24 protein-coding genes are annotated in these 23,933 nt (G+C 64.7%); 7 read left to right on the top strand and 17 right to left on the bottom strand.

All coding sequences use genetic code 11. The features are described from left to right. Window positions 1-509 precede the first annotated feature (509 nt). The gene (locus tag U8330_RS13065) at window positions 510-1,652 is read right to left on the bottom strand and encodes a site-specific DNA-methyltransferase (protein ID WP_323105703.1); all 1,143 of its coding nucleotides are present in this window, start codon (window positions 1,650-1,652) and stop codon (window positions 510-512) included. Between the two features lie 201 nt (window positions 1,653-1,853). On the opposite strand from U8330_RS13065, the gene U8330_RS13070 reads away from it, so the two are divergent. Next, entirely contained in the window at window positions 1,854-2,549 is a 696-nt protein-coding gene (locus tag U8330_RS13070; protein WP_323105704.1) for an HAD family hydrolase, read from the top strand. 83 nt (window positions 2,550-2,632) lie between these two features. On the opposite strand, the gene U8330_RS13075 is transcribed toward U8330_RS13070, so the two are convergent. Together U8330_RS13075 and U8330_RS13080 are read right to left on the bottom strand one after the other, a co-directional pair. Then, on the bottom strand, window positions 2,633-2,827 hold the full coding sequence (locus U8330_RS13075) for a hypothetical protein (RefSeq protein WP_323105705.1): 195 nt from the start codon (window positions 2,825-2,827) through the stop codon (window positions 2,633-2,635). A gap of 354 nt (window positions 2,828-3,181) precedes the next feature. Then, the gene (locus U8330_RS13080) at window positions 3,182-3,745 is read right to left on the bottom strand and encodes a hypothetical protein (protein ID WP_323105706.1); all 564 of its coding nucleotides are present in this window, start codon (window positions 3,743-3,745) and stop codon (window positions 3,182-3,184) included. A 340-nt stretch (window positions 3,746-4,085) separates the two neighbouring features. On the opposite strand from U8330_RS13080, the gene thrC reads away from it, so the two are divergent. From thrC to U8330_RS13100, 4 genes are all read left to right on the top strand, one after another. Beyond that, a complete protein-coding gene (thrC, locus tag U8330_RS13085; RefSeq protein WP_323105707.1) occupies window positions 4,086-5,492 on the top strand; it encodes a threonine synthase in 1,407 nt (468 codons plus the stop codon). 17 nt (window positions 5,493-5,509) lie between these two features. Then, a complete protein-coding gene (locus U8330_RS13090; RefSeq protein ID WP_323105708.1) occupies window positions 5,510-6,814 on the top strand; it encodes a pitrilysin family protein in 1,305 nt (434 codons plus the stop codon). 80 nt (window positions 6,815-6,894) lie between these two features. After that, a complete protein-coding gene (locus tag U8330_RS13095; protein ID WP_323105709.1) occupies window positions 6,895-7,506 on the top strand; it encodes a GNAT family protein in 612 nt (203 codons plus the stop codon). Further along, entirely contained in the window at window positions 7,506-10,421 is a 2,916-nt protein-coding gene (locus tag U8330_RS13100) for an EAL domain-containing protein (protein ID WP_323105710.1), read from the top strand. The genes U8330_RS13095 and U8330_RS13100 overlap by 1 nt, the downstream gene beginning before the upstream one ends. Window positions 10,422-10,583: 162 nt before the next feature. Here U8330_RS13100 and U8330_RS13105 read toward each other — a convergent pair whose 3' ends face one another. The 3 genes from U8330_RS13105 to U8330_RS13115 all read right to left on the bottom strand — a co-directional run bounded on the left by U8330_RS13105 (window position 10,584) and on the right by U8330_RS13115 (window position 12,962). Further along, window positions 10,584-11,684, bottom strand: a complete 1,101-nt coding sequence (locus U8330_RS13105; RefSeq protein WP_323105711.1) for a putative zinc-binding peptidase — start codon at window positions 11,682-11,684, stop codon at window positions 10,584-10,586. A 306-nt stretch (window positions 11,685-11,990) separates the two neighbouring features. Beyond that, entirely contained in the window at window positions 11,991-12,182 is a 192-nt protein-coding gene (locus tag U8330_RS13110; RefSeq protein WP_323105712.1) for a CsbD family protein, read from the bottom strand. A gap of 180 nt (window positions 12,183-12,362) precedes the next feature. Then, window positions 12,363-12,962, bottom strand: a complete 600-nt coding sequence (locus U8330_RS13115; RefSeq protein WP_323105713.1) for a YqgE/AlgH family protein — start codon at window positions 12,960-12,962, stop codon at window positions 12,363-12,365. A 250-nt stretch (window positions 12,963-13,212) separates the two neighbouring features. On the opposite strand from U8330_RS13115, the gene U8330_RS13120 reads away from it, so the two are divergent. Both U8330_RS13120 and U8330_RS13125 read left to right on the top strand, forming a co-directional pair. After that, the gene (locus tag U8330_RS13120; protein ID WP_323105714.1) at window positions 13,213-14,079 is read left to right on the top strand and encodes a protein-disulfide reductase DsbD domain-containing protein; all 867 of its coding nucleotides are present in this window, start codon (window positions 13,213-13,215) and stop codon (window positions 14,077-14,079) included. An 88-nt stretch (window positions 14,080-14,167) separates the two neighbouring features. Continuing rightward, window positions 14,168-14,653: a peroxiredoxin gene (locus U8330_RS13125; protein WP_323105715.1), complete on the top strand. Its 486-nt coding sequence runs from the start codon at window positions 14,168-14,170 to the stop codon at window positions 14,651-14,653. Window positions 14,654-14,982: 329 nt separating this feature from the next. Here U8330_RS13125 and rnhA read toward each other — a convergent pair whose 3' ends face one another. The 11 genes from rnhA to ctaD all read right to left on the bottom strand — a co-directional run bounded on the left by rnhA (window position 14,983) and on the right by ctaD (window position 23,920). Next, window positions 14,983-15,441, bottom strand: a complete 459-nt coding sequence (gene rnhA, locus U8330_RS13130; RefSeq protein ID WP_323105716.1) for a ribonuclease HI — start codon at window positions 15,439-15,441, stop codon at window positions 14,983-14,985. Beyond that, window positions 15,438-16,418: a homoserine kinase gene (locus tag U8330_RS13135; RefSeq protein ID WP_323105717.1), complete on the bottom strand. Its 981-nt coding sequence runs from the start codon at window positions 16,416-16,418 to the stop codon at window positions 15,438-15,440. The genes rnhA and U8330_RS13135 overlap by 4 nt, the downstream gene beginning before the upstream one ends. A 153-nt stretch (window positions 16,419-16,571) precedes the next feature. Further along, window positions 16,572-17,594: a 4-hydroxy-3-methylbut-2-enyl diphosphate reductase gene (ispH, locus tag U8330_RS13140; RefSeq protein ID WP_323105718.1), complete on the bottom strand. Its 1,023-nt coding sequence runs from the start codon at window positions 17,592-17,594 to the stop codon at window positions 16,572-16,574. A 105-nt stretch (window positions 17,595-17,699) separates the two neighbouring features. After that, the gene (locus U8330_RS13145) at window positions 17,700-18,479 is read right to left on the bottom strand and encodes an SURF1 family protein (RefSeq protein ID WP_416236919.1); all 780 of its coding nucleotides are present in this window, start codon (window positions 18,477-18,479) and stop codon (window positions 17,700-17,702) included. Between the two features lie 7 nt (window positions 18,480-18,486). Then, a complete protein-coding gene (locus U8330_RS13150; protein WP_323105719.1) occupies window positions 18,487-18,870 on the bottom strand; it encodes a DUF983 domain-containing protein in 384 nt (127 codons plus the stop codon). Between the two features lie 61 nt (window positions 18,871-18,931). Beyond that, entirely contained in the window at window positions 18,932-19,207 is a 276-nt protein-coding gene (locus U8330_RS13155; RefSeq protein ID WP_323105720.1) for an addiction module antidote protein, read from the bottom strand. A 125-nt stretch (window positions 19,208-19,332) separates the two neighbouring features. Further along, window positions 19,333-20,208, bottom strand: coding sequence for a cytochrome c oxidase subunit 3 (locus tag U8330_RS13160; protein ID WP_323105721.1), 876 nt, complete (start codon window positions 20,206-20,208; stop codon window positions 19,333-19,335). A 130-nt stretch (window positions 20,209-20,338) separates the two neighbouring features. Next, entirely contained in the window at window positions 20,339-20,947 is a 609-nt protein-coding gene (locus tag U8330_RS13165; RefSeq protein ID WP_323105722.1) for a cytochrome c oxidase assembly protein, read from the bottom strand. A gap of 16 nt (window positions 20,948-20,963) precedes the next feature. Continuing rightward, window positions 20,964-21,104 carry a hypothetical protein gene (locus tag U8330_RS13170; protein ID WP_323105723.1) on the bottom strand — a complete coding sequence of 47 codons (141 nt, stop codon included), beginning with the start codon at window positions 21,102-21,104 and terminating at the stop codon, window positions 20,964-20,966. Further along, window positions 21,104-22,057, bottom strand: a complete 954-nt coding sequence (locus tag U8330_RS13175) for a heme o synthase (protein ID WP_323105724.1) — start codon at window positions 22,055-22,057, stop codon at window positions 21,104-21,106. The genes U8330_RS13170 and U8330_RS13175 overlap by 1 nt, the downstream gene beginning before the upstream one ends. A 162-nt stretch (window positions 22,058-22,219) precedes the next feature. Continuing rightward, window positions 22,220-23,920 carry a cytochrome c oxidase subunit I gene (ctaD, locus tag U8330_RS13180; RefSeq protein WP_323105725.1) on the bottom strand — a complete coding sequence of 567 codons (1,701 nt, stop codon included), beginning with the start codon at window positions 23,918-23,920 and terminating at the stop codon, window positions 22,220-22,222. Window positions 23,921-23,933 lie beyond the last annotated feature (13 nt).

Raw genomic sequence — 23,933 nt, forward strand, 5'->3', positions numbered from 1 at the left:
TTTCGCGCCGTGCCACGGCGTCGCGTCGAGGCACGGCACCGTCATGCAGGCGGCGCGCGGCCGGCCGTCGGTTGATCGACGCCCGGTGCCCGACGAAGCTATGTCGTAGCTGGTAAAGCCTTTGTTAACTCGGCATGCGGCGCCGGGGCGTTGTGCACAGCAGAGCGCGGTTAAGCCTAAGCGGCCGGCGATCTCAAAGACCCCCTCTGCGCTGCTGCCCATCTCCCTTGAAAAAGGGAGAGAAACCGTGCTGCGGCCGCTCGCTCCCAATTGGGGCTCGCCTTATCCCTTAAAAATCTGCCCAAACCGAACATCTCCGCCATCGATCTCGCATCTCCACCAGCAGAGAAGAGGGATCGGCGGTCCCGCCCCAGGGTCTCTCCCCCCCCTTATCGCTCCTTTGTGGGAGAGGAGGTCATTTCGCCGAACAGCAAAAAGCGACCGGTGCAGGGAAACACCGGCCGCGCGAGACTGGAGGGTCTCTTTCAGGAAGGGGTAGAGCCAAGCCCTCAGGCGAGCTTGGCGAGTTCGGCGCGGATCTGGCTGCGCAGGTCGTCGATCGGCTTCAGAACGCCCTTGGCCTCGTAATGCCAGAAGGTCCAGCCGTTGCAGGCGTCCAGCCCCTGAACCTTTGCGCCGAGCCGGTGGATCGAGCCGGCATCGGTGCCGGAGACCAGCGTGCCGTCGGCCCGCACGATGGCGCTATGGCGGCGGCGGGCATCGGTCAAAACGGCGCCGGGCTTGATGAGCCCGCTTTCCACCAGCACGTTGAAGGCGATGCGCGGCTCGGCACGCTTGCCGGTCAGCACGGAGAGCGTGGCGCCGCCGAGCGGCTCCACCGCATCGATGCGGGCCTGCGCCGCGTCGATATAGGTCTGCTCGCGCTCGACGCCGACGAAATGCCGCCCGAGGCGCTTGGCGACCGCGCCGGTGGTGCCGGAGCCGAAGAAGGGATCGAGCACGATATCGCCTGGCTTGGTCGAGGCCATGAGAATGCGGGCGAGCAGCGCCTCCGGCTTCTGCGTCGGATGCACCTTGTCGCCGGCGGCGTCCTTCAGCCGCTCATTGCCCGTGCAGATCGGGAAGAGCCAGTCCGAGCGCATCTGCACATCGTCATTGGCGGCCTTCATCGCATCATAATTGAAGGTGTAACCCTTGGCCTTCGGATCCGGGCTCGCCCAGATCAGCGTCTCATGCGCATTCTGGAACCGGCGGCCCTTGAAATTCGGCATCGGGTTTGTCTTGCGCCAGACGATGTCGTTGAGGATCCAGAAGTTGAGATCCTGCAGCGTGGCGCCGACGCGGAAGATGTTGTGATAGGAGCCGATGACCCAGAGCGTGCCGGTGGGCTTGAGAACGCGGCGGCAGGCGAGCAGCCAGGCGCGGGTGAAGGCATCATAGGCCTCGAAGGAGGCAAACTGGTCCCAGGCATCGTCGACGGCATCGACATGGCTCTGGTCCGGGCGGGTGAGCGCGCCGCCGAGCTGGAGATTGTACGGCGGATCGGCGAAGATCACGTCGACCGAATTGTCGGGAAGCCGCTCGAGGGCGGCCACGCAATCCCCCTTGATGATGGTATCGAGCCAGCTGCCGGGCCGGGTGTCGGGCCGAACTGGGGTACGGACGTCTGCATGCGGGGAAACAAGGGCCATCTGATACTCGCTGAACGCTGACTCGAACAATTTACGCACCGTTATGGTTACCGATCTTGGTTAGCAAAGCGTGAAGGCGGAGGCGGGACGTCTCATTTTCTCGGCAAGCTGGGCGGCAGCCATGCGCGCAGGGCGGTTGTTTGGGCAGGCGGAAAGGTATAGAGCCGCGGCAGACCTGAAACGGGAATGGAAACCGGCGGAATGACCGATATCGAGCTCATCATCTTCGACTGCGACGGCGTGCTCGTCGATTCCGAAATCATCGCGGCGGAAGTCGAAGCGGCGCTGCTGACGGAAGCGGGCTATCCGATCAGCACCGAGGAAATGGCCGAGCGCTTTGCCGGGATGACCTGGCAGAACACGCTTCTGGCCGTGGAGAAGGATGCCTCGATCCCGCTTTCGGCCAGCCTGCTTTCCAAGCAGCAGGCGGTGCTGGAGGCGCGGATCGATGCGGATCTCAAGATCGTCGACGGGGTGAAGGCGGCCTTGTCACAGATCCGCCTGCGCAAATGCGTCTGCTCCAACTCGACCTCCGAGCGGCTGGACAAGATGCTGACCATGGTCGGCATCAAGGCGGTGTTCGGCAAGAACATCTTCTCCGCTCGCGATCTCGGGCCGGACCGGGTGAAGCCAAAGCCCGACATCTTCCTGCATGGCGCGGCTCAGATGGGTGTCGCACCGGAGGCGGTGCTGGTGGTGGAGGATTCGGTTCACGGCGTGCATGCGGCCCGCGCCGCCGGCATGCGCGTCATCGGCTTCACCGGCGCCTCGCACAGCTATCCCTCGCATGCCGACGCTCTGACGGAAGCCGGCGCCGAAACCGTCATCTCCCGCATGACCGCCCTGCCCGCCACCATTGAGGCGCTGTCGGAATGGTCGGGGTCGCTGAGCGCCTGAGGCGGAAGACGAGGTCCCGGTCCATTTTCGCCCCGGCCGGGCTCACTCATGCACCGCCGACTCGAGAGAACGGTCATTGACCATCAATAGAACACTGCGTGGCAATCGGGCAGCGCCCTCTCACCATCGGTACACCAGCCAACCAGCCAGAGCCCAACCTCCTCGCCTGTCAGATGACGACCTGTTTCCTGATAGGCGACCCAGGATGCCAAGGCCTCCTGTTCAAAACTCTTCTTGGTATCCCGACGGTTCGGATGCTGCCGGATCGCTTCGATCATGATCCAATGCCCAGCGCGCTGCTGCCGGCTGACAAGCTGTTAGACGCGGGTATGCAAATCTCCATCAATCCTGAGAAACGAGCCAATCGTCTCTCCAAATGGCTTCGCATGAGAGAGTCTTAACATGACCGTTCCTTGATGGACTGTCTGTGCCCCCCGCTTGTGCTGCAGGCCTCGCAGAAAACGCCCCCATCGCGTGTCATCCTCGGGCTTGACCCGAAGATCTACGCCCCTCCCCCAGTCCTCGACCGCGCATGCTCGGCAGCCACCGCAGATCCCCGGGACAAGCCCGAGGATGACGATTGTGGCAAGGTGGAGCGCGGTAGGGGCGCAGGTCTTGCCAGACCGGTTCGGCTACTTCTTCTTCGGCTTCTGGCCCGGCCCCTCGTCGAAGCCGAGGTAGATTTTCGTGAAGTTGCCGGCGCCGGCCGGGATGGTGATGACCTTGGAGAAGATGAACTGGGTGGCGCCGGCGCCGGGCTGGACTTCGGCCGGGAACTGGGTGAGTTCGGAGACGAGCACCTTGTCGCCATCGGTGGCGGCGACGCGGATCGGCATGGTGATGGTGCCTGCCCCGCCGGCCGGGCCCGAAACGACACGGCCCTGGGCGACCACGGTCACCTTCAGCTCCGTCTCGCTCTGGATGCACTGGCGCGTCGTGTCGGCAAGCGAGGCCTGGTAGACGATCGCATTCGGATCATCCTTGGCGCCGCCTTTGGAATAAGTCCGGTACATGGCCGTGCCGTCGCGCAGATAGACCTGCGGGCAGACGGCCTGAATGACCGCCGGTGTCGGCGTGGAAGCCGATCCGCCGGCGGCGATGGCGCCCCCGGTCTGCGTCTGGTTGCATCCGGCAACGACGAGAAGCGACGCGACAATGGCCAAACGGCCTGCTGAGTGAACCTGCACCTGTTCCATCCCCTGTTCTTTCAAGCCGGCCCGCGCCTGTCCGCGCTGGGCTGCCTGACCCCTTGCCGGGCTCTTCTCTCTTCTGCCGGATCGTCCGGCGGCCTGTCTTCTGCCGGAAACTCCGGCGGAAATCGGTCTGCGCCTTGCTCATCCGCCCTGGCCGAAGCGGCGGGACAGCGCAGGCCGCGCGGCGCTTCCTTCGGCGGCGGCGATGGTCTATAGCAGCGGCGCGCCGGAAAATCGATTGGCGTTGCAAGGCCTCCGATCATTTTTTGCCGGCGCGCCAGGCGAGAATTCCGCGGCGAAGCGCCGCTTGCGGGCGACAGAGGCTGCTGCCCGACGACGAAGGATGGTGACGGTGAAATATATCTCCACCCGCGGCGAAGCGCCCGCTCTCGGTTTCTCGGATGCCCTGCTGGCCGGGCTCGCGCGCGATGGCGGCCTCTATGTGCCGGAAAGCTGGCCGAGCTTCTCCAAGAAGGAGATCCGGGCGCTGCGCGGCCTCACCTACCAGGAAACGGCCTTCGCGGTGCTCAAGCCCTTCGTCGGCGGCGAGATCGACGATCAGACGCTCAAGGGCATGATCGACGAGGCCTATGCCACCTTCCGCCACCGCGCGGTGGTGCCGTTGGTGCAGACGGGGCCGAACAGCTTCGTGCTGGAGCTCTTCCACGGCACGACGCTCGCCTTCAAGGATGTCGCCATGCAGCTGCTCGCCCGGCTGATGGACCATGTGCTCAAGGAGCGCGACGCGCGCGCCACCATCGTCGGCGCCACCTCGGGCGACACGGGCGGCGCGGCGATCGATGCCTTTGCCGGCCGCGCCCGCACCGACATCTTCATCCTGTTCCCCGAAGGCAAGGTCTCGCCGGTCCAGCAGCGGCAGATGACCACGTCGCATGCCGACAATGTCCACGCTCTGGCGATCCGCGGCAATTTCGACGACTGCCAGGCGCTCGTCAAAGACATGTTCAACGACGTGTCCTTCCGCGACCGGGTGCAGCTCTCGGGCGTCAATTCGATCAACTGGGCGCGGATCATGGCCCAGATCGTCTATTACTTCACCGCCGCCGTGGCGCTCGGCGCGCCGGATCGAAAAGTCTCCTTCACCGTTCCGACCGGCAATTTCGGCGATATCTTCGCGGGCTTCGTGGCGATGAAGATGGGCCTGCCGATCGCCCGGCTCGTCGTGGCCACCAATGAGAACGACATTCTCTCCCGCACGCTGAAGACGGGCCGCTACGAGATGCGGGCGGTGAAGGCCACGACTTCGCCCTCGATGGATATTCAGATCTCCTCCAATTTCGAGCGTCTTCTGTTCGAAAGCTATGGCCGCGACGCAGGCCAGGTGCGCAGCGCCATGGCCGGGCTGAAGCAGTCCGGCGCCTTCGAGATCGAGAAGCCGGCCTTGACCGCGATCCGCAAGCATTTCCGCGCCGGACGCGCCAGCGAGAACCAGGTGGCGGCGACGATCCGCGCCATGCTGGAGGCAACCGGCATGCTGCTCGATCCGCATTCGGCGATCGGCGTCATGGTGGCGGAGAAGTTCGAGCGCAGCAACGAGCCGATGGTAACCCTCGCCACTGCCCATCCGGCCAAGTTCCCGGCTGCGGTAAAATCGGCCTGCGGTATTGACCCGGCGCTTCCGACGTGGCTTGCTGACCTGATGCACAGGGAGGAGCGGTTCGACAGCCTGGAGCCCGAGCTGAAAGCCGTTGAAGCCTTCATCAGCGACCATGCCCGCGTTCTCGGTTGAGGAGCGCAGAAAGACGGATGATGAGAGTTGAGTGTACACGGCTCGCTTCGGGCCTGACCGTCGTAACCGAGCACATGCCGCATCTGGAAAGCGTGGCGCTTGGCACCTGGATCAAGTCCGGATCGCGCGACGAGACCGATGCCGAACATGGCATTGCCCATCTTCTCGAACATATGGCCTTCAAGGGCACCAGCCGCCGAACGGCCCGCCAGATCGCCGAGCAGATCGAGAATGTCGGCGGCGAGGTCAACGCCGCCACCTCGACCGAAACGACCTCCTATTACGCCCGCGTGCTGAAGGACGATGTCTCGCTCGCGGTCGACATCCTGGCCGATATCCTGGTCGACTCCGCGTTCGAGGAGGATGAGCTCGAGCGCGAGAAGCAGGTGATCCTGCAGGAGATCGGCGCGGCCAACGACACGCCGGACGATGTGGTCTTCGACCGCTTTGCCGAAACTGCCTATGCCGACCAGACGATCGGCCGGCCGATCCTCGGCACGCCGGAGACCGTGCTGTCCTTCACGCCGGACCAAATCCGCGCCTATCTGTCCCGCAACTACACCACCGACCGCATGTTCGTGGTCGCAGCCGGGGCGGTCGATCACGACCGCTTCGTGGCCGAGGTGGAAGAGCGCTTCGCCGGACTGCCCGGTGCCGGCACGGCGCCGGTCACCCCCGTGGCCGCGCGCTACACCGGCGGCGAGACGCGCGAGGACCGCGATCTCATGGATGCGCAGGTGCTGCTAGGCTTCGAGGGCAAGGCCTATCATGCGCGCGACTTCTATTGCTCGCAGATCCTCGCCAACATCCTCGGCGGCGGCATGTCCTCCCGCCTCTTCCAGGAAGTGCGTGAGCATCGTGGCCTCTGCTACTCCGTCTATGCCTTTCACTGGGGCTTTTCCGACACCGGCATCTTCGGCGTGCATGCGGCGACCGGGGGTGAAAACCTGCCCGAGCTGATGCCGGTCATCATGGACGAGCTGCGCAAGACCTCGCTGTCGATCGACCAGCAGGAGATCGACCGGGCGCGCGCGCAGATCCGTGCGCAGCTGCTCATGGGCCAGGAAAGCCCGGCTGCCCGCGCCGGCCAGATGGCGCGCCAGCTGATGCTCTACGGCCGGCCGATTCCCAATGAGGAGCTGATGGAGCGCCTCTCCGGCATTACCGTCGGCCGCCTGACGGACCTTGCCGGCCGGCTGTTCTTCGACACCGTACCCACGCTTTCTGCCATCGGTCCGGTGGAGAAACTGGCGCCGATGGACGACCTTCTGGGAGCCCTGACCGGCCAGCAGGTTCCCCTGCCCCGCGCGGCCCGCGGCTGAGACAAGGGCCCGGCAATGCGACCGCCGTTCTCGTGTCGCCGGCAGGACGACGAGCCGTTTTCGGCATCGCGGAGGATGGCATGACACGCTCGGTGTTTCGGTTCCTGTCGCGGCAGCCGGACCCGATCATGCTTTCCAGCGACCGGCATGTGCTGCGCCTGCCGCGCCAGAGCGACTTCAAGCAATGGTATGCGCTGCGCGTGGCCAGTCGCCGCTTCCTGGAGCCCTGGGAGCCGACCTGGCGGGCCGACGAGATGACTCAGGCCGCCTTCCGCGCCCGCACGATCCGCAACGAGGAGGAGTTCACCTCCGGCCAGTCGGTGCCGCTGTTCCTGTTTTCGAAGGCGGAAGAGGAGCTTCTGGGCGGGCTGACCATCGGCTATATCCGCCGCGGTGCGGCGCAATGCTGCATGATCGGCTACTGGATGGGCGAGCGCCATGCCGGTCATGGGCACATGGGCGCGGCCGTCAAGCTCGCCATCCCCTACATCTTCTCCAGCCTTCAGTTGCACCGTATTGAAGCAGCCTGTATTCCCGAGAACGACAGAAGCATCCGGCTTCTCGAAAAGGCCGGCTTTCAGCGCGAAGGCTATCTGCGCGACTATCTGAGGATCAACGGCCAATGGCGGGACCACCTGCTTTTCGCCCTGCTCTCCACGGATCGTGCGCCTAACGGGACCTTGAGTGACTGATGGATTCGATGCGTTTCTCGCCGCCGGCGCTCTCAGCGCGGCTTCTCAGCCTGGTGGCCCTCCTCGCCGCGGCGCTGCTCTGGCTGAACTGCGGCCTCGCCCAGGCGATCGAGCCGGTGAAGATCTCGCGGGAGGACACGGCGCTCGACCTGACGGCGACGACCGAGATCTATACGGGCCGGGGCGAAGCCTTCCAGGTGTCTACCGCGCCGGGCACCGACGGCATCGTGCGGCGCATCGAGGTGCGCTCCAGCGCCGACAACCACCAGGGCGACTGGGCCGTCTTCGCGCTGGCCAATGTTTCGGAAGAGCAGCTGGAGCGGGTGATCGTCGCGCCGCATTTCCGGCTGGTCAATTCCAAGATCTTCTGGCCGGATCTCGGCTCGCAGCGCATCCTCTCCATCACCCCGTCCGAGGGGTTTGCGCTTGACCGGCAGCCGAGCGAGGAAGCGGACGTGTTCCGCATCACGCTCAATCCCGGCTCGGTCATCACCTTCGTGGCCGAACTGGCGACGCCGGACCTGCCGCAGATGTATCTCTGGGAGCCGGACGCCTACAAGGACACGGTCAACGCCTTCACGCTCTATCGCGGCATCGTGCTCGGCATTGCCGGCCTGCTTGCCGTGTTCCTGACCATCCTCTTCGTCGTCAAGGGCACTTCCATGCTGCCGGCCACGGCTGCGCTCGCCTGGGCGGTGCTGGCCTATATCTGCGTCGATTTCGGCTTCCTCTCCAAGCTCATCTCGATCACGGCCGGCGACGAACGGATCTACCGGGCGGGAACGGAGGTGTTCCTGGCGGCGGGCCTCGTCATCTTCCTCTTCACCTATCTGAACCTCAACCGCTGGCACCAGCATCTCTCCTATGCGACGCTCGCCTGGGTTCTGGGTCTCGGCCTGCTGTTCGGCGTCGCCATCTATGATCCGGCCATTGCCTCGGGCATCGCGCGCGTCTCCTTCGCGCTGACCGGCACCGTCGGCATCCTGCTCATCGCCTATCTCGGCTTCAACCGCTACGACCGGGCGATCCTCCTGGTGCCGGCCTGGCTGCTTACGCTCCTCTGGCTGTTCGGCGGCTGGCTGACGATCACGGGGCGGCTGTCGAACGACATCGTCCAGCCGGCGCTGGGCGGCGGCCTGGTGCTGATCGTTCTCCTGATCGGTTTCACCGTGATGCAGCACGCCTTTGCCGGCGGCGCTTATGGCCAGGGTCTGTTCTCCGATCTCGAGCGGCAGGCGCTAGCGCTGACCGGGTCCGGAGATACGGTCTGGGACTGGGACGTGGCGCGCGACAAGGTGGTGACCATCCCCGATATCTCGTTGCGGCTGGGCCTGCCGCCGGGCGACATGCATGGCGCGGCCCGCAACTGGCTGCCGCGGCTGCATCCGGACGACCGCGATCGTTTCCGCGCCACGCTCGATATCCTGCTCGAGCACCGCCGCGGCCGGCTGAACCACGAGTTCCGCGTGCGCGCGGAAGATGGGCACTATCACTGGCTGGCGATCCGCGCCCGGCCGGTGCTGGGCTCCACCGGCGAAATCATCCGCTGCGTCGGCACGCTGGTGGATGTGACCGAGCAGAAGAACTCGATCGACCGGCTGCTGCACAATGCGCTGCACGACAATCTGACCGGCCTGCCGAACCGCCAGGTGTTCCTCGACCGGCTGCAGTCGATCCTGTCGTTGGCACCGGGCACCAACGGCGTGCGCCCGACGGTCATCACCGTCGATATCGACCATTACAAGCAGACCGTGAACGATGCCTTCGGCATTGCCGCCGGCGACAACATCCTCATCGCGCTGACCAGACGCCTGCGCCGGCTTTTGAAACCGCAGGACACGCTGGCGCGGCTTGGTGGCGACGAGTTCGGCCTGATCCTGATGTCGGAGCGCGACCCTGCCAAGATCGCCGATTTCGCCGAGGCGATGAGCCGGGCGATCATGGTGCCGATCCCCTTCGGCAATCGCGAGATCAACCTCACCGCCTCGATCGGCCTCGTCTCCTGGGTGGACCAGCAGGAAAACGCCGCCTCGCTGCTGGACGATGCCGAGCTTGCCATGTTCCGCGCCAAGAAGGCCGGTGGCAACCGCGTCGAGCCCTACCGGCCCTCCTTCCGCGCCTCGGGCACGGACAGGCTGCAGCTCGAAAGCGATCTGAAGCGGGCGATCGAGCGCAACGAGCTGAGCCTCGTCTATCAGCCGATCGTGCGGCTGGCGGACGCTGAGATCGCCGGTTTCGAGGCGCTGATGCGCTGGGACCATCCCAAGCGCGGCAGCGTGCCGCCGTCTGAATTCATCCCGATTGCCGAAAGCTCTGACATCATCAACCAGCTCGGCCTCTTCGCCTTCGAACGGGCCACCAGCGACCTTTCCGAATGGCAGATCCAGACCGGCCATCTGCCGATCTTCGTCTCGGTCAATTTGTCGAGCGCCCAGCTGCTCAACAACGACCTGCATGACGATGTGCGGGCGATCCTCCACAAGAACCGCTGCGACCCGAGCCAGGTGATGGTGGAGCTGACGGAATCGCTGATGATGGAAAACCCGGAGCAGGCCCGCCTCGTCCTGCAGAAGCTGCGCGATGCGGGCTTGAAGCTGGCGCTGGACGATTTCGGCACCGGCCATTCGGCGCTTGCCTATCTCACCCGCTTCCCCTTCGACACGATCAAGATCGACAAGGCGCTGGTGAAGGATCCGAGCGACAAGCGCACGATCCTGCTCAAATCGGTGATCTCCATGGCCCGCGACCTCGACATGCAGGTGGTGGCCGAAGGCATCGAGTCGGAGGAAGACGCCATCCAGCTCGGCCAGACCGGCTGCGACTACGGCCAAAGCTTCCTCTTCGGCCCCCCCATCAGCGCCGACCTCATCCTCCGGCTGCTGAAGGAGCGGTTTCCGTTGATGAAGAGGGCGTGAGGTGTGGGAGTGGGGAGCGAATGGGGTTCGGCAGTCGGCAGTCGGCAGTCGGCAGTCGGCAGTCGGAATAGGATGCAGGGACTAGTTTGCCTGTCAATCACTCGCTAGTCGCTCTCTGCGTCAGCCCGACTGGCGATTGCCGATTGCCGACTGCCTAATTCACTACGCTGCCTTCGCCTCCCCCGCCTGCGTCCCTCTCCCCGCCCGATGGATCAACCCATTGATGAAGTCGAGTTTCTCGATGACGGGGGTGGAGAGGATGAAGGGGTAGCTGTCGTGCTGGCCCATGGAGCGCTGGATCGAGTTCAGCGCCACGCTGAGCGGCACCCAGGCATCGACCAGCGTCTGCGCGCTGTCGGCGTTGTAGGGGTTGAAGTCCACCTCGGCGGCCATGTCGCCATGGCGGCGCGGATCGGTGGAGAGGCCGAAGGACCGCGCGGTTTCCAGCGTATCGACGATGTGGAAGAAATGCGCCCAGCATTCGGCGAAATCTTCCGCCGGGTGGCAGCTTGCATAGGTGGAGATGAAGCGGTTCTGCCAGTCGGCCGGCGGGCCTTCCTCGTAATTGCGCTGGAGCGCGGCGGCATAATCCTCGCGCTCGTCGCCAAAAAGGGCGCGGGCCTCGGAGAGGGTTTGCTCGTCGCGGCAGAGCTGGGCGAAGTACCAGTGGCCGATCTCATGGCGGAAGTGCCCGAGCAGCGTGCGATAGGGCTCGCCCATGGCAACGCGGATCTGCTCACGCGTCGCGTCGTCGGCTTCCGCCGCGCGCAGGCTGATCAGGCCATCCTCATGGCCGGTCATCGCCGCTTGAACGACATTGCCGTTCGCGTCCACCTCGTCGGCCAGGAAGTCGAAGACGAGGCCGCCCTGAGGGTCGACATCACGGCCGGGGCGCGGCAGGTTCCAGCGCAGGAGCGAATAGAAGAGATGGCGCTGGGCGGCGCTGATCTTCTGCCAGCGCGACAGGCCTTCCGGATTGTCGGCCACGGGGACGATGCGGTTGTAGCTGCAGGCAACGCAATAGCTGTTCTGGCTCCCGGCCGGCACGAGCCAGTTGCAGATATCGTGATCGGCATTGGCGCAGAAATGGACAGCGGTATCCGTGGAGCCGCCGATGACGGTCCAGTCGGTGCCGCCGGCCGGTGCCAGCGCATGCATGACCAGCTTGTCGCTGTCGAAGCCGAGCCGTGAATTGCAGTTCACGCAGACGCTGTTGTCGAAGTGAACGGGATTGCCGCAGTTGCTGCAGGTAAAGAGCCTCATCTCATGTCCCCTCGGAGCCCGCGCTCCGCTTGAAAAAGTGCCGTGAATACTGTTCGGTCGCGAGCATGGATGCGCGGCGTGTGACCGCTATCTTCCTGCTCAGCCTGCACCGGAGCGGCGCAGTTCGTCTGTGAAATGAATGCAAAGCAACTCGCCGGAGGCCATGACGGCCCTTCAAGCGAGGAATGCCCGCTGGCGCGAAGCTCAGCGGGCATCGGCGCACATCACCATCCAGTTGAACCCGTCAGGACGGCGACAGTTGCGCACCTCGATGCCGGGGCGGGACGCCTCGGCAATCGGCAAATCTTAGAGACGGTCGACGGCGTCCTTGGTGGCAGCCTTGGCCTTGCCGGCGGTCGACTGGACCTTGCCCTTGACTTCCTGGCCCTTGCCTTCGGCTTCGAGACGTTCATTGTCGGTTGCACGACCTGCGGCCTGCTTGATCTTGCCAGCGGCCTGGTTTGCTGCACCGGAAATCTTGTCGGATGCGGAACCCATTGTAAAACTCCCTTTCAGCGCGGCGATCTCGCTTGTCTCTTGCGTCGCCGCTCGTCATGGAAACGGGTCGTCCGAAAAAAGGTTCCGTTACAGTTTTGTCATAAACGCAAGAGAATTTTTAATATCTCCGGTTGTTTCGGCGGAACAAAATCGAAGAGGCCGGCGGCCGGCTATTCTGCGTCACGCGTGGCCTGCGACAGGAGAAAGCATGGCCGGCGCGACGCCCATCAGCGCCAAGGCCCGGTCGTACTTGTCACCCAAGGCGCGGTCGAAGATCAGCTCCTCGCTTGCCGGGCAGGTCAGCCAGCCATTGTTGGCGATCTCGCTTTCCAGCTGGCCAGCAGCCCAGCTGGCATAGCCGAGCATCATCATCGCCTTCTGCGGGCCCTTGCCGCGCGAGATGGCCCGGACGATGTCGAGCGTCGCCGTCAGGCACAGATCGTCATTGAGGGGGATCGAGGAGTCGCTCAGGTAATCATCGGAGTGAAGAACGAAACCACGGCCGGTCTCCATCGGCCCGCCGGTCTGGATCTGGAAGTCCTTGGTCGTCTCGGGCAAGCGGATCGCCTGGTCCTGATCGACGATCTCGAGATGCAGCAGAACATCCGGGAAGGTCAGCTGCTGCGGACGGTTGAGGACGAACCCCATGGCGCCGTCGCTCGAATGGGCGCAAACGAAAATCACCGTGCGTGCGAAATCGGTGTCGAACATGCCCGGCATGGCGATGAGGAATTGCCCGTCGAGGATTCCGCGCTCGCGCGTCTTCTGAAAACTAGCCATCGTGGTCATGTCCTATCTGTCCCGTGCTCGTTCGGTTGCTCTGTCCTGCCCCTCTGCATCCCCCTCGCGCGCGCTGCATCGTAAAGCAGCAAATGAACGAAGGCCCCCAGCCTGTCTTCGCCGCCCCGGCGCTGACGTGGCGCAATCCACCCCGGCCCCATTCGTTCCGCCGGGCGGCGTTCGAAAAATTGAACGATCCCCGTCCGGTCACCGCTTTTCCATATGAAGGAAACCCGATAGGTCTCGACACATGATCGCGCGCGCTTTCCTTGCAAGTTTGACGCATCCAGCCTTGCTGGCAAGCCTTGCTGCGAGTTTTTTTGCGCTCTCGCCGTTGACGAGCGCGTTACCGGCGCGGGCCGCACAGAGTGCGCTGGTCGAAACGCCGGGCGGCAGCCTGCGGCTGATCCTCGGCGCCATGGAACCGGACGGAACGCTGCCTGCCCTTCTCGACATCCGGCTCGAACCGGGCTGGAAGACCTATTGGCGGGCACCGGGCAGCAGCGGCATCCCGCCGGAACTCTCGATCGAGGAGGGATCGGTTGCCCTCGCCCGCTTTTCCCTGCCCGCCCCGAGGCGGCTTGGTGAAGGGATTGCGCAGATCATCGGCTACGACCGACCCGTCGCCTTCCCGCTGGCGCTGACCGGCGTTCCGCGCGGCGTCGCCGTCCCGATCACGGCGGAGGTTTTCGTCGGCATCTGCAAGGACATCTGTATCCCGGTCTCCGCCACCCTGACCGCGACCCTGCCTGCCGATGGGCACGCCGCTCCGCTCGACCAGGCGCGCATCGATGCGGCGCGCAAAGCGCTGCCGGAGGCGCCGGGGCCGGATTTCTTCCTGGGGCAGAGCAGCCTCGATCCGGAGACCGGACGTCTTTCCGTCACCCTGCGCCTGCCGGACACGTCCGCCGGGCAGCCGGTCGATCTCTTCCTCTCCGGGCCGGAGGATTTCCATGCCGGCGAGCCTGTCGCGGTGTCGCGAAGCGGCCAGACGGCGCGGTTCGAGTTCCCTCTGAAGCCTGGTCAGGCGCCCTCCAATGGCGGCGAAGGCGACGCACTGGTGCTGACCGTGCGGGCGGGCGGGCGGAGCATGGAAACGCCGCTTGCCTTCGACTGAGGATTTCCTATCTTGCGCAACGATCGATGCCGCGCCGCATCATCCTGCCTTTGCCCATTCCCCCTCCCCATCCCGAAAGGACCAGGCCTTGACCATTGCCATCGGAGACACGCTGCCCAAGGCGACGTTTAAGGAAAAGACCGTGGACGGCACGGTCGAAGTGACCGGCGAGGAGCTGTTTGCCGGCAAGCGCGTCGTTCTCTTCGGCGTTCCCGGCGCCTTCACGCCCACATGCTCGCTCAACCACCTGCCCGGCTATCTCGAAAACCGCGACGCGATGCTCGCCCGCGGCATCGACGATATTGCCGTGGTGGCCGTCAATGACGTGCATGTGATGGGCGCCTGGGCAACCACCACCGGCGGCATGGGCAAGATTCACTTCCTGTCCGATTGGGATGCGAGCTTCGTCAAGGCCCTGGGCCTCGATGTCGATCTCTCCGCAGGCACGCTCGGCCTGCGCTCCAAGCGCTTCTCGATGCTGGTCGAGGACGGCGTCGTGAAGTCCCTGAATGTCGAAGAGAGCCCCGGCCAAGCCACCGTCTCCGCCGCCGCCACGATGCTCGAGCAGATCTGAGCCGCTCTCACTGGCTCTGAATGTGACGCTCTGGTTCGCGCCTCACCCAAGGGATGAAGGCACCGGGCGTGCGGTCAGAAAAGACCCTCTCTGGGCTGCCGCCCATCTCCCCCACGAGGGGGGAGAGACCGTGGGGCGGCCGCTCGTGCCATTCACGCGGTGGAGTGGATGAGATGTCGTGCGAGGATGCGCAGGATGCGCGCGCGAGACAGCGGGCTTGGACGGGTCACGGGGCGTGAGGCGGCGCCTCCTGGTCTCTCCCCCCTTGTGGGGGAGATGGGCGGCAGCCCAGAGGGGGTGTTCCGGCAAGTTTTGGGTGGCAACCGCCGTCAAAGCGCGCGGGCGGGACGTTTTGTCTTGAAGGGTTCCATGCCGGTGCGGGCGAGTTCGTCGGCGCGTTCGTTTTCCGGGTGGCCGGCATGGCCCTTGACCCAGTGCCAGGTGACCTTGTGGCGCCGGTTCGCCTCGTCCAGCGACTGCCAGAGCTCGACATTCTTCACCGGCTTGCGATCGCCGGTCTTCCAGCCGTTCTTCTTCCAGCCATGGATCCATTTCATGATGCCGTCCATGACATATTTGCTGTCGGTGTAGAGATCGACCTCGCAAGGCTCCTTCAGCGCGTTCAGCGCCGTCGTCGCCGCCGTCAGCTCCATCCGGTTGTTGGTGGTCGCAGCCTCGCCGCCCGAAAGCTCGCGCTCGCTCTCGCCATAGCGCAGCACCGCACCCCAGCCGCCCGGGCCGGGATTGCCCGAGCAGGCACCATCGGTGAAGATATCGATATGTTTCATGCATTCGGCTCCGAAACGGCAAGCCCATAGTCTAGCGCGGTTGATACCTGCTGGTGGAAGCGGAGCTTGGTGAAATATTCGAGCGGATCCTTCTTCACCACCAGCGCACCGGCTGGCGTCGTTAGCCAGTCAAAGAGCCGAGTGAGGAAGAAGCGCAGCGCGGCGCCGCGCGCAAGGACCGGCAGGGCCGCGATTTCCGGCGCGCTCAAGGGCCGGAGCGCCTGATAGCCAGCCAGAAGCGCCACGCCCTTCTCCATCTCGAAGGCGCCATCGCGCGTGAAACACCAGGCATTGAGGCAGACGGCGATGTCATAGGCCAGCTGATCGTTGCAGGCGAAATAGAAGTCGATCACGCCGGACAGCCTGTCATCCAGGAAGAAGACATTGTCGGGAAAGAGATCGGCATGGATGACGCCCAGCGGCAGATCGCGCGGCCATTCAGCCTCGAGGAAGGCGAGCTCGGTGGCGACCGTTTCGCGCAGGCCCGGCTGGACCTCGTCGGCGCGCGCCTCGGCCTTTTCCCAAAGCGGCCGCCAGCCTTCGACGGACAGTGCATTGCGCCGCGTCAGCGCAAAGCCTTCGCCCGCCAGATGCAGCCGCGCTAGAGCCTCGCCCACCTGCCGGCAATGCTCCGCATCCGGCGCCCGCAGCCAGATTCCCTCGAGAAAGCTGATGATCGCCGCCGGGCGCCCCGCCAGCGTGCCGAGCAAGGCTGCGTCCCGCCGGGCAAGCGGCAGGGGGCAGGAAAGGCCGCGATCGGCCAGATGCTGCATCAGACCGAGAAAGAAGGGTAGATCGCCCGCATCGACCCGCTTTTCATACAGCGTCAGAATGAACCGGCCGGATGTGGTGGTCAGCAGGAAATTGCTGTTCTCCACGCCCTCGGCGATGCCCTTGTAGCTCGTCAGCGTGCCGATGTCGTAATCGGCGAGAAAGGCGGCCAATTCGGCTTCGGTGATGTCGGTATAGACGGCCAAGATCCGCGCCCCATGGTCTTCCGGAATGTCGAGGCAGCCATAGCGCGCAGCGCCGCCACAGACCAGCCCGATTGCATCTGGAACATAGGAAATGGGCGAAGCCTAGCCGCCGAGACGGGCGCGCGATCGCTCGACATTTGTCAAGTAAAAAGCCTAGCCGTTCACCCACGCCATGTCGTCCTGCGTCAGCGGGACATGGCGCAGTTCGCGGTTGACGAGGAAGTTTTCGTTTTCCTCGACCGTATCGGCGAGTTCCACCACGGCCGCGAAGCGGGCGCGGAAAGCTTCGATGATCTCGTTGACGATGACCTCCGGTGCCGAAGCACCGGCCGAGAGACCCACCGTGCGGATCTCGCCGAGCGTGTCCCACGGAATCTCCGCGGCACGCTGGACCAGGAGCGAACGCGCGGCGCCGGCCCGCAGCGCCACTTCGACGAGACGCTTGGAGTTGGAGGAGTTGGGTGCGCCGACCACGAGGAAGAGATCGCAGCCGGGGGCGGCCTGCTTCACCGCCTCCTGGCGGTTGGTCGTCGCATAGCAGATCGAATCGGCGGCGGGCGCCGTCAGATTGGGAAAGCGCTCGTGCAGCCGCTTGATCACCCCGGCCGTATCGTCGACCGAGAGCGTCGTTTGCGTCACGAAGCCGAGATTGTCGGGATCGACGGGTTGATAGACATCGGCATCCTCCACCGTCTCGATCAACGAGACGCTGCCTTCGGGCAACTGGCCCATCGTGCCGATGACCTCCGGATGGCCTGCATGGCCGATCAGCACGACATGGCGGCCGAGGCGATTGTGGCGCATGGCCTGTTTGTGGACCTTGGACACCAGCGGACAGGTGGCGTCGAGATAGAAGAGATTGCGCTGATCGGCATCGGCCGGCACGGATTTCGGCACGCCATGCGCCGAGAAGACCACCGGCTGGCGGCGATGCTCCGGCGGGATCTCGTCCAGCTCCTCGACGAAAACCGCGCCCTTGGCTTCCAGACCCTCCACCACATAGCGATTGTGGACGATCTCGTGGCGGACATAGACCGGGGCGCCAAACTCCTTGAGCGCCAGCACGACGATCTGGATGGCGCGGTCGACACCGGCACAGAAGCCGCGCGGGCCGCACAGGCGGATCGTCAGAGGCGGCTTGGAGGGAAGCGCCGTTTCCGGGAGCTGTGAAGCCATGATGGTGTCTTGCCCGTCTTCATCGATCGTGGCCGGCATTGCGCCTGGGCCTCGGTCTATATAGCGATCAGGCGCTGAGGCACAAGAACGAAGCCGCCCCGCCGCTTAAGCCGGCCGTGCCCGCATGCGGATGACGGCGAAGAGCGAGAAGCCCGCAAGGGCAGCGGCCAGGCCGTACCAGGTCAGCGCATATTGGAGATGGTTGTTCGGCAGGTCGAACTGCGTGACGCCACCGATCGGCAGGCCGGAGGGATTGGGCGTCGCATCGGCATCGATGAAGAACGGCAGCACGCGCGCGGGATCCAGCCCATCGCTCTGCGCCATGACCGTCAGGTCCTTCCAGTAGAAGATGTTCTTGGCCGGATCATTGTCCGGCACCACCCAGGACGGCTTGGCGGCCAGCCGGGCGCGGGCGAGGCCGGTGATGGTGACGGGACCCTCTGGCTGGCTGCCGGGACGCGTCGCCGGCTCCTTCAGTTCGAAGGGCACGAAGCCGCGATTGACGAAGACCAACCGCCCGTCCCCGAGATCGAGCGGCGTGTAGACATAATAGCCGGTGCGGCCGTCATAGGTCGCGAAGAAATGCCGCTCGCCTGCATGGCGGAAGGTGCCGGTGGCGGTGACGGCGCGGAAATCGATGGCGCTGCCCTCCCCCTCGCCCGCGCCTTCGCCGGCATGGCTTTCGATCTCGTCCACCGAAACCGGCGGCGCCGCGCGGCGCTCGGCGATGGCGGCAATCAGCCCCTCTTTCCAGTGCAGGCGCTGCATCTGCCAGGTGCCGAGCGACAGGAGAAGGGCCAGCGCGCACAGCACGAGCACAGCCGCCAGCACCACCCTGCCATGGCGAACGGAGCGGAGCGGATGCGCGTCGGATGAAGAGGCGATCGGCGACTCAGCCACGGTCGATCTCGCCTTGGCCGGCCTTGTTGCGATACTGCAGGTCGATCAAAATCCCCTTGATCATGCGCGTCAGCCCCAGGGTGACGATGGCGGCCAGCGGGGTCCAGAGCAGGAAATGGACCCAGAGCGGCGGATCGAAGCGCGCCTGCAGCCAGAGCGCACCGCCGAGCACGATGGCGCCGGCCAGAATCGCCACGAACACGACGGGGCCGTCGCCCGGCTCGGCAAAGCCATAATCGAGGCCGCACACCGTGCAGGCGGGGCGGAGCGTCATCAGCCCGTTGAAGAGGCGACCCTGGCCGCAGCGCGGGCACAGACCCTTCATTCCCGCACGTACCGGATCGACCGGCGGATAGTGGGCGCTGTCTTCGTGCATGGTCGGCCTCCCTGACACCGGGCCGCATGGCCCGATGGTGGGGCGGCCGGTGTCTCCCTGTCTACGCGCGCTCGATGGTCAGCTTCAAGCCGAGGGCGGCCACTATCTTCTGCGTCGTTTCGAAGCGGAGCTTGGAGCCGCTGCGCAGCGACTTGTAGAGACTTTCACGCCCCAGCCCGCTCTTCTCCGCCACCATGGCCACCCCTCTGGCCCGCGCAACGTCGGAGAGGGCTGCCAGAAAAACATCGGAGTTCGGATCTTCGAGCGCGGCTGAAAGGTATTCCGCGGCACTCTCGTTATCGGTGATGTACGTGGCGGCATCGAAGAGCATGGCCATGAAAGCGCCTTATCACTCTCTCGAAACAGTCGATCTCCATCCTGCGACGATGCCGGCGAGAGGTCAAGAAAAAGCCCCCGCTCCGTTGGAACGAGGGCTCCTTGCGAGAGGCATGAAGGGCGGGATCAGCCGCCCAGCGGCGCGCCCCAGCCGCCCCAGATGTAGATGGAGAAGAACAGGAAGAGCCAGACGACGTCGACGAAGTGCCAGTACCAGGCAGCCGCTTCGAAGCCGAAGTGCTGCTGGGGCGTGAAGTCGCCGCGCAGTGCGCGGATCAGGCAGACCAGCAGGAAGATGGTGCCGACCAGCACGTGGAAGCCATGGAAACCGGTCGCCATGAAGAAGGTGGCGCCGTAGATGGAATCCTTGAAGGCGAAGGGGGCGTGCATGTACTCGTAGGCCTGCACGAAGGAGAAGAGAACGCCGAGCAGCACGGTGAGCGTCAGGCCGGAGATGAGGCCCTTGCGATCATTGTGAAGCAGTGCGTGATGCGCCCAGGTGACCGTGGTGCCGGAGAGCAGCAGGATGACCGTGTTGTAGAGCGGCAGGTGCCAGGGATCGAGAACCTCGATGCCCTTCGGCGGCCACTGACCGCCGGTAAACGCGGTGCGGGTTGCCTGGATCGCTTCGCCCGGGAAGAGGCTCGCATCGAAATAGGCCCAGAACCAGGCCACGAAGAACATCACCTCGGAGGCGATGAACATGATCATGCCGTAGCGCAGATGCAGCGAGACGACGCGGGTGTGGTGGCCCTGATGCGCCTCCTGGATCGTATCCGCCCACCAGGCATACATGGTATAGAGCACGATGGCCAAGCCGATGAACAGGATCCAGGGGTTGGCGAGGTTCATGCCGAACATCGTAAAGCTGCCGCCCGAGAGGTAGCGCATATAGGCGATGCCGCCGAAGGCCATGACGAACGCGCCGATCGAGGCGAGCAGCGGCCACGGGCTCGGATCGATAATGTGGTAGTCGTGGTTTTTCTGATGCACGTCGGCCATGTCGAACTCCCCGAAGCCTCTCTTGCTTATCCCCGCCCGGCGGCCCGCATGCAAGACGCGTTTCCACCGGGTCCTCAATTCTCTTCTTCCGGCGGCGAACCGCCGGTCATTCGTTTCGTCCCGTCGCCCCCTAGAGCTTGCCCGCCTCGGGCGCGCTCGCCTTCAAGGCGGCGACGGGCTTGGACGGCTCGCGCGCATAGAAGGTGTAGGACAGCGTGATAAGGCCGATGCCCTTGGTTTCCGCTTGTTCGACGATCGCCGGATCGACGAAGAAGACCACCGGCATCTCTAGCTCTTCGCCCGGCTGCAGCGTCGTCTCGGTAAAGCAGAAACACTGCACCTTGTTGAAATAGGCGCCCGCCTGCATGGGCGTGACGTTGAAGACGGCCTGTCCGGTGGAGGGCGCCGCCGACATGTTCTTCGCCTTGAACGAGACCTGCACGGTCTCGCCGATGCGCGGCGTGATCTCGCGCGTCACCGGCTGGAACTTCCAAGGCAAACCGCTGACATTGGCGTCGAAGGTGACGCGGATGGTGCGGTCGAGGATGGTCTCGGAGGCCTGCTCGACGCGCTTGACCGTGCCGTTATAGCCCGTCACACGGCAGAACATGTCGTAGAGCGGCACGGCGGCATAGGCCATGCCGACCATGCCGACGACGAAAGCCAAGCAGGCGCCGACGATCAGCCCGTCGGAGCGACGGCGGGCCGGCGGCGTGGTTTGTGAACGTGTCTCGCTCATGCTCCCTCCGCTTTCCTCACGGCGCCATGCCGTTGCTGAACTTGATCAGCGTCACGACGTAGAACAGCGCCACCAGAAAGAAGAGCACGAGGCCGAGCGCGATGTTGCGGCCGCGCCGCGCACGCTTCTGTGCGTCGGTGAGCTTGACGACATCCATCACGCAGCTCCTGCATAATGCGCGATCAGCAGGCCTGCGCCGCGATCGATCATCAGGGCGGAGAAGATGGCGAAGAGGTAGAGGATGGAATAGGCGAACAGCTTCTTGGCCGGCACCATGGCCTGGTCGTCCTCGGCCATGCGGTAGACCAGCAGCGAATACCAGACGAAGATCGCGCCGAGCAGCAGCGCGACCGCGCCATAGACCGGGCTGGCAAAGCCGAGCAGCGTCGGACAGAGGCCGATCAGCGCCGTCAGAACCGCATAGATGACGATTTGCACCTTGGTGGTGGGGATGCCATGCACGTTCGGGAGCATCGGCACCCCGACCGCGCCATATTCCTTCATCTTGAACAGCGCCAGCGCCCAGAAATGCGCGGGCGTCCAGAGGAAGGTGATGAGGAAGAGCACGATGCTTTCGACCGACACGCCACCGGTCACGGCAGCCCAGCCGATCATCGGCGGAAAGGCGCCGGCGGCGCCGCCGATGACGATATTCTGCGGCGTCGAGCGCTTCAGCCACATGGTGTAGATGACGGCGTAGAAGAAGATGGTGAAGGCGAGCAGGCCCGCCGACAGCCAGTTGACGACGAGACCGAGGATGGCGACCGAAAAGGCCGAAAGCGTCAGGCCGAAGCCGAGTGCTTCGCGCGGCACGATCCGGCCGGCCGGAATGGGGCGGCTCGCCGTACGGCGCATCAGCGCGTCGATATCGGCATCATACCACATATTCAGCGCGCCGGACGCGCCGGCGCCGACCGCGATGCAGAGGATGGCGACGAAGCCGATGACCGGATTGATGCTGCCCGGCGCCATGACCATGCCGGCCACGGCGGTGAAGACCACGAGCGACATGACGCGAGGCTTGAGCAGCGCGAAGAAATCGCGCGCCGTCGCTTCCGACAGGCGCACAGCGCCGTCTTCGAGCGGGGCGGAGGTGTCGAGCACGGTCATGGACAGTCCTTCATCTGGCAGGCCTCGGAGTCCGCTGCCCTGGCCCTCCCCGCCGGGATACGGGGTCGGCTGTGTTTGAACGGCCGGCCTCTCGCGAGAGAGACCGGCCCGATGTGAACCGCCGGTTCAAGGCAACGGGCAATAAGGCCCGCACGCCTTTCCTCAGCGGATGCGCGGCAGCTGTTCCCACTGGTGGAACGGCGGCGGCGAGGAGAGCTGCCATTCCAGCGTGTTGGCGCCTTCGCCCCACGGATTGTCGCCGGCGACGCGCTTCTTGGAGAAGGCTTCGAAGACGCCGTAGAGGAAGACCAGAACGCCGACCGCTGCGATATAAGACCCGATGGAGGACACGAAGTTCCAGCCGGCAAAGGCATCCGGGTAGTCGATGTAGCGGCGCGGCATGCCGGCGAGACCCAGGAAGTGCTGCGGGAAGAAGATCAGGTTCACGCCGATGAACATGACCCAGAAGTGCAGCTTGCCGATGAACTCGTTGTACATGTAGCCGCTCATCTTCGGGAACCAGTAGTACCAGGCCGCGAAGATGGCGAAGACCGCGCCGAGGGACAGCACGTAGTGGAAGTGCGCCACGACGTAATAGGTGTCGTGCAGGGCCCGGTCGAGGCCGGCATTGGCGAGCTGAACGCCCGTGACGCCGCCGACCGTGAACAGGAAGATGAAGCCGATCGCCCAGACCATCGGCGTGGTGAAGCGCAGCGAGCCGCCCCACATCGTCGCGATCCAGGAGAAGATCTTGATGCCGGTCGGCACCGCGATGACCATGGTGGCGAAGACGAAGTAGCGCTGCGTGTCGAGCGACAGGCCGACCGTGTACATGTGGTGGGCCCAGACGATGAAGCCGACAGCGCCGATCGCGACCATGGCATAGGCCATGCCGAGATAGCCGAAGACCGGCTTGCGCGAGAAGGTCGACACGATGTGGCTGATGATGCCGAAGCCGGGCAGGATCAGGATGTAGACTTCCGGGTGGCCGAAGAACCAGAACAGGTGCTGGAACAGGATCGGATCCCCGCCGCCATCCGGCGCGAAGAAGGCCGTGCCGAAGTTGCGGTCGGTCAGCAGCATGGTGATGCCGCCGGCCAGAACCGGGAGCGACAGCAGGAGCAGGAAGGCGGTGATCAGCACCGACCAGGCAAAGAGCGGCATCTTGTGCAGCGTCATGCCCGGGGCGCGCATGTTGAGGATGGTGGTGATGAAGTTGATCGCGCCGAGGATCGACGAAGCGCCGGCAATGTGCAGGCCGAGGATGACGAAATCCATGGCCGGCCCGGGCTGGCCGGAGGTCGAGAAGGGCGGATAGATGGTCCAGCCGCCGCCCGCGCCATAGGCACCTGCCGGTCCTTCCACGAACATGGACAGGAGAACGAGCAGGAAGGCCGGCACGATCAGCCAGAAGGAGATGTTGTTCATGCGCGGGAAGGCCATGTCCGGCGCGCCGATCATGATCGGCACCATCCAGTTGGCAAAGCCGCCGATCAGCGCCGGCATGACCATGAAGAAGATCATGATCAGGGCATGGGCGGTGGTGAACACATTGTACATGTGCTTGCCGCCGTCGATCGCCGCATCGCCCTCGAAGCCGTAGACCATCGAGGCCAGCCCGTGGAAGATCTGGATGCCCGGCTCCTGCAGCTCGGCGCGCATGAAGACCGACAGCGTGCCGCCGATGATGCCGGCGATGATCGCGAAGATCAGGTAGAGCGTGCCGATGTCCTTGTGGTTGGTGGACAGGAACCAGCGCTGGAAGAAGGTCAGCGGCTTGTGGGCGTGGTCGTGCTGGTGGTCATGGGCGTGGTCGTGCGCATGATCGTGCAGCGGATGATGATCGGCATGTGTTCCGGCCATGGTGGTCGAGCTC

This window comes from Rhizobium sp. CC-YZS058 (genome assembly GCF_034720595.1).
Taxonomy (GTDB): Bacteria; Pseudomonadota; Alphaproteobacteria; order Rhizobiales; family Rhizobiaceae; genus Ferranicluibacter.

Excerpts from the sequence above, each read along its gene's own strand:
- U8330_RS13065 (WP_323105703.1), bottom strand. The coding sequence starts at position 1,652 with ATGGCCCTTGTTTCCCCGCATGCAGACGTCCGTACCCCAGTTCGGCCC.
- U8330_RS13070 (WP_323105704.1), top strand. The coding sequence starts at position 1,854 with ATGACCGATATCGAGCTCATCATCTTCGACTGCGACGGCGTGCTCGTC.
- U8330_RS13075 (WP_323105705.1), bottom strand. The coding sequence starts at position 2,827 with ATGATCGAAGCGATCCGGCAGCATCCGAACCGTCGGGATACCAAGAAG.
- U8330_RS13080 (WP_323105706.1), bottom strand. The coding sequence starts at position 3,745 with ATGGAACAGGTGCAGGTTCACTCAGCAGGCCGTTTGGCCATTGTCGCG.
- thrC (WP_323105707.1), top strand. The coding sequence starts at position 4,086 with ATGGTGACGGTGAAATATATCTCCACCCGCGGCGAAGCGCCCGCTCTC.
- U8330_RS13090 (WP_323105708.1), top strand. The coding sequence starts at position 5,510 with ATGATGAGAGTTGAGTGTACACGGCTCGCTTCGGGCCTGACCGTCGTA.
- U8330_RS13095 (WP_323105709.1), top strand. The coding sequence starts at position 6,895 with ATGACACGCTCGGTGTTTCGGTTCCTGTCGCGGCAGCCGGACCCGATC.
- U8330_RS13100 (WP_323105710.1), top strand. The coding sequence starts at position 7,506 with ATGGATTCGATGCGTTTCTCGCCGCCGGCGCTCTCAGCGCGGCTTCTC.
- U8330_RS13105 (WP_323105711.1), bottom strand. The coding sequence starts at position 11,684 with ATGAGGCTCTTTACCTGCAGCAACTGCGGCAATCCCGTTCACTTCGAC.
- U8330_RS13110 (WP_323105712.1), bottom strand. The coding sequence starts at position 12,182 with ATGGGTTCCGCATCCGACAAGATTTCCGGTGCAGCAAACCAGGCCGCT.
- U8330_RS13115 (WP_323105713.1), bottom strand. The coding sequence starts at position 12,962 with ATGGCTAGTTTTCAGAAGACGCGCGAGCGCGGAATCCTCGACGGGCAA.
- U8330_RS13120 (WP_323105714.1), top strand. The coding sequence starts at position 13,213 with ATGATCGCGCGCGCTTTCCTTGCAAGTTTGACGCATCCAGCCTTGCTG.
- rnhA (WP_323105716.1), bottom strand. The coding sequence starts at position 15,441 with ATGAAACATATCGATATCTTCACCGATGGTGCCTGCTCGGGCAATCCC.
- ispH (WP_323105718.1), bottom strand. The coding sequence starts at position 17,594 with ATGGCTTCACAGCTCCCGGAAACGGCGCTTCCCTCCAAGCCGCCTCTG.
- U8330_RS13150 (WP_323105719.1), bottom strand. The coding sequence starts at position 18,870 with ATGCACGAAGACAGCGCCCACTATCCGCCGGTCGATCCGGTACGTGCG.
- U8330_RS13155 (WP_323105720.1), bottom strand. The coding sequence starts at position 19,207 with ATGGCCATGCTCTTCGATGCCGCCACGTACATCACCGATAACGAGAGT.
- U8330_RS13160 (WP_323105721.1), bottom strand. The coding sequence starts at position 20,208 with ATGGCCGACGTGCATCAGAAAAACCACGACTACCACATTATCGATCCG.
- U8330_RS13165 (WP_323105722.1), bottom strand. The coding sequence starts at position 20,947 with ATGAGCGAGACACGTTCACAAACCACGCCGCCGGCCCGCCGTCGCTCC.
- U8330_RS13170 (WP_323105723.1), bottom strand. The coding sequence starts at position 21,104 with ATGGATGTCGTCAAGCTCACCGACGCACAGAAGCGTGCGCGGCGCGGC.
- U8330_RS13175 (WP_323105724.1), bottom strand. The coding sequence starts at position 22,057 with ATGACCGTGCTCGACACCTCCGCCCCGCTCGAAGACGGCGCTGTGCGC.
- ctaD (WP_323105725.1), bottom strand. The coding sequence starts at position 23,920 with ATGGCCGGAACACATGCCGATCATCATCCGCTGCACGATCATGCGCAC.